The sequence below is a fragment of the Arsenophonus endosymbiont of Bemisia tabaci Q2 genome, from assembly GCF_902713415.1.
GTDB lineage: Bacteria > Pseudomonadota > Gammaproteobacteria > Enterobacterales > Enterobacteriaceae > Arsenophonus.
This window is the reverse complement of the sequence record NZ_CACTIE010000199.1, coordinates 1-5,919: the sequence shown is the minus strand read 5'-3', so window position 1 is coordinate 5,919 and position 5,919 is coordinate 1. Positions and strand designations below refer to the sequence as shown.

The 5,919-nt window shown below is 37.7% G+C and carries 9 protein-coding genes; 2 read left to right on the top strand and 7 right to left on the bottom strand.

Annotation, left to right across the window (positions count from 1 at the left end):
* Positions 1 to 7: 7 nt before the first annotated feature.
* Positions 8 to 133 (top strand): hypothetical protein, encoded by a 126-nt coding sequence (locus ARSQ2_RS15035; RefSeq protein ID WP_420837771.1) that lies wholly within the window; start codon positions 8 to 10, stop codon positions 131 to 133.
* A gap of 193 nt (positions 134 to 326) precedes the next feature.
* On the opposite strand, the gene ARSQ2_RS09830 is transcribed toward ARSQ2_RS15035, so the two are convergent.
* The 6 genes from ARSQ2_RS09830 to ARSQ2_RS09805 all read right to left on the bottom strand — a co-directional run bounded on the left by ARSQ2_RS09830 (position 327) and on the right by ARSQ2_RS09805 (position 4,219).
* The gene (locus ARSQ2_RS09830) at positions 327 to 767 is read right to left on the bottom strand and encodes a Rha family transcriptional regulator (RefSeq protein WP_238334440.1); all 441 of its coding nucleotides are present in this window, start codon (positions 765 to 767) and stop codon (positions 327 to 329) included.
* A gap of 289 nt (positions 768 to 1,056) precedes the next feature.
* On the bottom strand, positions 1,057 to 1,143 hold the full coding sequence (locus ARSQ2_RS15030; protein ID WP_181995188.1) for a DUF1187 family protein: 87 nt from the start codon (positions 1,141 to 1,143) through the stop codon (positions 1,057 to 1,059).
* A 14-nt stretch (positions 1,144 to 1,157) separates the two neighbouring features.
* Entirely contained in the window at positions 1,158 to 2,546 is a 1,389-nt protein-coding gene (locus tag ARSQ2_RS09820) for a replicative DNA helicase (RefSeq protein WP_238334439.1), read from the bottom strand.
* A complete protein-coding gene (locus tag ARSQ2_RS09815; protein WP_238334438.1) occupies positions 2,543 to 3,433 on the bottom strand; it encodes a replication protein in 891 nt (296 codons plus the stop codon). The genes ARSQ2_RS09820 and ARSQ2_RS09815 overlap by 4 nt, the downstream gene beginning before the upstream one ends.
* A gap of 144 nt (positions 3,434 to 3,577) precedes the next feature.
* Positions 3,578 to 3,739, bottom strand: coding sequence for a hypothetical protein (locus ARSQ2_RS09810; RefSeq protein WP_181995184.1), 162 nt, complete (start codon positions 3,737 to 3,739; stop codon positions 3,578 to 3,580).
* A gap of 318 nt (positions 3,740 to 4,057) precedes the next feature.
* Positions 4,058 to 4,219 (bottom strand): YdaS family helix-turn-helix protein, encoded by a 162-nt coding sequence (locus tag ARSQ2_RS09805; RefSeq protein ID WP_338078287.1) that lies wholly within the window; start codon positions 4,217 to 4,219, stop codon positions 4,058 to 4,060.
* Positions 4,220 to 4,389: 170 nt separating this feature from the next.
* Between ARSQ2_RS09805 and ARSQ2_RS09800 the strand changes: the two genes are divergently transcribed.
* Positions 4,390 to 4,800, top strand: coding sequence for a helix-turn-helix domain-containing protein (locus ARSQ2_RS09800; RefSeq protein ID WP_181995183.1), 411 nt, complete (start codon positions 4,390 to 4,392; stop codon positions 4,798 to 4,800).
* 826 nt (positions 4,801 to 5,626) lie between these two features.
* Here the strand turns inward: ARSQ2_RS09800 and ARSQ2_RS15290 are convergent.
* Positions 5,627 to 5,919: transposase (locus tag ARSQ2_RS15290; protein WP_202880413.1), on the bottom strand; the 293-nt coding region annotated here is incomplete at its 5' end.

Below are 5,919 nucleotides of genomic sequence, written 5' to 3'. Positions count from 1 at the left end.
AATATTTTTGCCTACCTATTCGCCAGATCTTAATCCAATTGAACATAAATGGGCACAAGCTATAGCTAAGCGTCTTAATTTTGATTACAAAATATATGTTTTTATCCAATATAAATTTATTGATATAGAGTAATTACTTGTTATCATTTTAAAGTCCCCCAGCTATAAATGCAAAAAAGCCCTCGGATGCGACACAGATATTTTGTTCGTACTCAATATGGTGTAATCAAAATTAAGTCGCTTAGCTATACGTCGTTCACCTGAACATAAACCGGCTAATCGATTCTCAATTTTGGCCAGATTGATGTAATGACGTTTCTCGGCACCTAAATCACGTAAAGCGTCACGGGACTCATGGTATAATAGGGTAAATACTCTCTTCGGATATATTCAGCGGCGCGTTTTTTAGTCAACGCTTTGGTGACATCCAGTTTAAATTGCGTCATTTTCTCGTAATCACGCCCGCGTACAATACGACACATAAAATCAAACTGGTTTTCATTCAGTAAAACATACTTATGTTCACGCGCGCCTAATTGTGCAGTATTTAATCGCTCCGTTTGAAACGGAAGGATGCCAAATTCACGTAAGTTTTTTGAGTGTTTTCTAATTAACTCATAAAGATGTTTATGTTTAATACTCAGCCGTTTAGCAAACAGACGACTATCTATCCTTGGCTCGGTTTTATGTTGAATTAAAATATCGACCTCTGGATTCTGTGCGAAAAGATGTCCGTCACAGCGATTTGCCATGCGTTGAATTTTCATATTTTTGCCTATTTGATTTTTATTGGGGTAGGTTTAGCGGAGTACAGGTGAAATTTTCTATTGACACTTTTAGCAATTTGTCACACTTTCGAGCTTTTCCTTTTCCAACAGTCCAGTAGTAACCTATCTCGCTACACTGCATTTTGAACATGGACGGCTGGGATAAAATTTTCAGACAATCCTGTTTTGAAAGCATTTTGTTGCTATATAGCTAAGCGTCTTAATTTTGATTACAAAATATATGTTTTTCTCCAATATAAATTTAATAATATAGAGTCATTACTTGTAATCATTTTAAAGTCGCCCAGCTATAGCGCTGCCAATACACAGGCTCGCCACCATTCTTAACAATGGTTGCTTCGATGAAGTATTTCATTGGGGGAGTCCTGACTAAAATTTCTTATCTGAATAACGCTTATGTTCTTTTTGAGGCTGGCTTTTTGTTGCGGCTAGATGCTGGTCAACAGGGAAAATACACAGTCCCTTCTGGTCGGCATAAACCGTACCTGTTTTCCCATGTCTATTTAACCGTAGTATGAGTTCTATTAGTGTTTTATCTGCGTCAGGATCATAAACCGATTCTCGATGAATACCTAACCAATAATCGCAATCCTGCTCAATTTGACCCGTATCTCTGCTGTCACTTGGGATGGGTCTTTTATTGGTACGTTGTTCTAAACTTCGGTTTAGTTGCGTGAGTAACACGACGACAGTATTGAGTTCTTTTGCCAAAACTTTTAACCCTTTTGTGATATTTCCGTAGGCTAAATCGTTTCTGTCAACTTTTTCAGCCTGCATTAGTGTTAAATAATCAACACCGATAAATCCAATATCCCCTATTTTACGTTTTATTTTACGACATTCTGACTGAATGTGCTGTAAGCTCATGGCTGGCGTATCATCAATCCAAATATTGGGGTATTGCTTAAGGCGGGCAATCGCATTACGCAGTTCATCCCATTCATGCTCTTCTAGTTTCTCATAAAAACGATTAGCGTTGAGGTTGGATTGTTGGCTTAACGTTCGCTCGGCTAACTGGCTATCCGTCATTTCCATACTAAATAACAACACCGATTTTCCATGATTTGAAACATTTTTCGCCATTTCAGTCAACACGGTGGTTTTCCCCATTTTGGGGCGCGCACCAATCACAAATAAGGAACCATTAACGATTTGCTTAGGCTTCAGTAAGTCATCAAAGTCCCTAAACCCTATTTTGAGTCCGCAGTGTTTCTCGGGGTTGTCCTGACGCTCACAAATATCTGTGAATACACCATCCAGTACATCATCAATCCGGCGAAGCCCTGTTTTGTGACCAACCTTGCTAAATTTTGCCGCTTCATCAATCAGACGTTGCGCCATCTTGATTTTATCAGTAAATCCTAGCGTATTAGGCTGAATAAACAGTTTTTGAATCTCTATGGCTTTCTCAACCGTATAGCGTCCTGCTGCACACTCTTTGATACTTTTGGCGTAACTGACGATGTTTGCCGCACTAGGTATATTTTTGGCTATCTCAGCAAGATAGGCAAATCCGCCCGCCTTTTGAGTGTTCCCTGATTTAGATAAGGCTTCATCCACGGTGATAATATCGATGGCCTGACGTTTTCGGCTCATCGCGCGCATTTCTGCATAAATCAATCGGTGATGAACCGCGTAAAAATCATCGGGGCTTAGCAGTGAAAACACCTTCAAGGCATTGTCGCTCATTGGGTCTATCAGCAAGCCACCAATAACACTTTGCTCAGCAGGGAGGTTATTGGGAACCTGATTTATCATAACGCACCCTCCCTAGTTTTTGTTACCGTGTCAGGTCTTAGCAGATAATCAAAACTTGCTCTCCAACCTCGATCGTTCTCACCGAAATACCAGGGATTAGCGGTTTCAACAAATACTTCGAAATAATTTCTAGCAGCATCAATCGAAGGATTTTTCAGTTCTTTCCAGAATTTACCAATAGCCCGTTTACGTTTGTCATTCAGTGATTCTGCATTGGGTAATTTATCACCTACCGTCTCGTTGTAAACTTGTAGGATTTCTTGATAGGGGATTTTATTTTTTCGATTGTTAGAAATTAATTTCTCATCATCCCCCTCGTGAGGGGTTAGGGGAGTATTTTCTTTTTTCTTTAAAAGATTTCTTTTGTGTGTCTCCAATCTAGAGACACCATCTGTCTCCAACTTAGAGACATTTTTTGTCTTCAAATTAGAGACACTGTCTCTAGATTGATTAATCCAATCTGAAACCGTTTTATTTACGCCTATTTTATTGTCCTCAAGAATTAAATAACGCATTGTAATCAATTCATTTTTTGCTTTATTCACATTCTGTCTTGATAAGCAAGTGATTTCTGCAATTTGCGAATCAGATATCCGATCAAACTTTTTACCAAACCCGTATGTTTTTCTGACAATTGCCAACATAACTTTTAGCTGTCTGGCTGTGAGATCTGAACTCGCCAAAGACTCCAGTAACTCATTCGCTACTCTGGTATACCCACTTTCAATCTCAGCCACGGTATTATTCTTCCTGACTTTGTTTTTAACTCTGTAATCATCAAGACTGGTGACTATTGCAGCCATTTTTAACTCCTTGTAGCTTTCTGAATTCTGATACAAATCGATATGCGAAACGCTTATTTTTTGATGCAGCAACCAATAGCCCATCTGGGCTATCTGGATACACTCTTTCTTCATAATTTTTTATTGATAAATCGTCGCTTTTTTGGCATAATGACCTCGCTGAAATTGAAAGAAAAAAGGGAAATTCGACCTTCCCTTCTCGTTAGACTTCGTGCCTAAACTCTCTAATTAAATACAACACTCGATCTGACATTCTGAAGCTTCATCGTTTTTTAACCTTGAAGCTTCTTTTTTTGGCAATCTTAAGTGTTCTAGCATCTCAATCAGCTTGCGTATTTCTTCGCCTGATATACTCGTAATGACGACATCCTGTGACACTGAATCAGGCACACTCACCACATGCCTCGGCAACCGTATTCTGAGACGATTTGACAGGCTAATTTAAATATTCTGGTTTTATCCCGACTCGCTGTTGAAGGGCCTATCTCCCTACTGATTTGCAAACCCGTTATTACCGCCTTCTGATGCCATTTTCTGGTGGAAGTAATATTTTAAATGCTCAGGTTTGCAGGTGATTTTGATAGTATTTGAATATTCCATGGTTATAATCCTTAAGTAATAAAATTCCCGACCTCGATATTCCTATGAGGTTGTGGTGGCTCCAAGAAAGCCTAGAGCGAATCAAAATGTTAAAGAACGGTGTGTTACTTAGATAGTATTTTGCTTATTAGCAGGGATACCATCTGTTGGGTTTGGGTAAATATCAGGGCGTAACTCGTGGGGAGTTATTCCTGTTAGTTCGTAAATTGCTAAAACACGATCGACAGGCACTCTTCCGTTACGTCTTTTTTTCCAATTGCTTATTGTCATGTCTGACACTCCAAGTTTTTTGCTAGACAAGAAGCAGTTCCAATTATATTGATTACTTTGTTTAACGCAGACATTTCACCTCCTGCAATGCTTAATTTAAACATAAAGATTATACAATAATCAACAAAAAGATTATTTTAATTATTAAACTTATTGTTTAAAATAATAATATGAATAAAAAAAATATGAAATCTCACCCATTATCTTTGCGGCTAAAAAAACTTATTGAAATTAAAGGCATATCAAAAAGTGATATGGCTAGAATATGTAATGTTACTCCTCAATCAGTAAATAGCTGGTTTGCTAGAGGAAGCATTGGCAAAGATTCTGCTATTAAGCTTTCAGATGCTTTACATGTTTCTGTTGCTTGGATATTAGGAGAGGGAAAAATTGAAGAACTACCTATTGCTGAATCACGCGAAGTAAAAAGCTTTCTTACAAAGAGCGAAACAAAATTATTAAGTATCTTCAATAAATTACCTAGTTCTGATAAAGAAAAATTAATTGAAGACTTAGAGCAAAAACAAAAATACTATGAAACTCTCTATGAAGAACTTTCTAACCTCAGAAGTAGATCATAACTCTCAATTTATTTGAATCTCACATAATCCAATTATTTACAAGTATTTAGATTAATTTCTATATGTTTTCACTCATCTCTATATAATCTTTTTGTTGACTTTATATTAATCTTTTTGTTTAATAACCAAATCAACTCACTGCAACAGGCAAACGCCAGACAATACCACGAGTTATCTTAAACCAAGCCAAACGTTGCTAAGTAGCCAGCCTAAGGCATATGAACATGAAGGCAAGTGAACTTCATCAGTAACTAAGCATTATCGCTCTTTAACATCTTAGAACGGATTCAGGCACTCTTGAATCAACCATCATTGAGTGAGTTTTGGGGTGTGTGAAATGTACAGCACAGTCAAATCTCGTTTCTACACCAGGGGGAATAAACCGACTGTGAGTACAAACCGGAAATATCCGGCACACACCACTAAAACTGACTTTGGAGGTCAACATGACACAGATTACCGTCATCAAACGGAGTAACTACGCTCAACGTAGATATGAACGTAGAGCTGCATTTCTGGAAAAAAAACGTCAGGAAGCAGAACAAAAATGCCAAATCCGTTCTACAGAGCAAATCCTTGATTCACTATTCAACAAGCAAGATGACACACCGTTAATACTATCGCATCAATCACTTTCAATCCAAAAGACAAAAAGCCTCAGCCTTCATTTGATAATTGTTGCTTACCGAATACGTATCTCTATTCTGTAAGAAAATGCTCGAAAACACATAAATCAAATAGCATAAAAACGAAATGATTTGATAGTGCTTACAACGATCTGACCTACACTTAATTCCATAAGTTTCAGATAATATAGCTAAGCGACTTAATTTTGATTACACCATATTGAGTGCGAACAAAATATTTGTGTCGCATCCGAGCGCTCTTTTTTTGCATTTAGCTTGTGCCCATTTATGTTCAATTGGATTAAGATCTGGCGAATAGGTAGGCAAATATTCCACCATTTCCCCGCATCGATGATGACTTGTTGAATACTCTGTTTCTTGTGAAAAGTTGCATTATCCATCATGATTACACTGTTTTTAGGAAGTACTGGGATAAGGACTTGGGTGACCCATGCATAGAAAACATCGCTGTTAATATTGATATCAAATAATC